Consider the following 210-nt stretch of genomic DNA (forward strand, 5'->3'; position numbering starts at 1 on the left):
TTTACGGTTTTCTATCTTCATCGCGCTACTACCAAAATCACTTTCAGAGTCACCTAGCATGGCTAAGTTAAAGTTACTTCGACTATCATTCACTGAGCCAATGGCAGGGTACAGGTTATACATATCAGCTTGCATATAAAGATATTCCATATTTGCTTTTTCAGCACAACGGCGTCCTTTATAAGCTTTACGTTTTGTATTGACACAAAC

Annotated in this window: 1 pseudogene; it reads right to left on the reverse strand. The window is 38.1% G+C overall.

From position 1 onward, the window contains the following. A pseudogene (locus V6256_RS16120) lies at nt 1-210 on the reverse strand (endonuclease I); the annotation flags it as partial.

The sequence above is a fragment of the Psychromonas aquatilis genome (assembly GCF_038155185.1).
In the GTDB taxonomy this organism is placed as follows: domain Bacteria; phylum Pseudomonadota; class Gammaproteobacteria; order Enterobacterales; family Psychromonadaceae; genus Psychromonas; species Psychromonas aquatilis.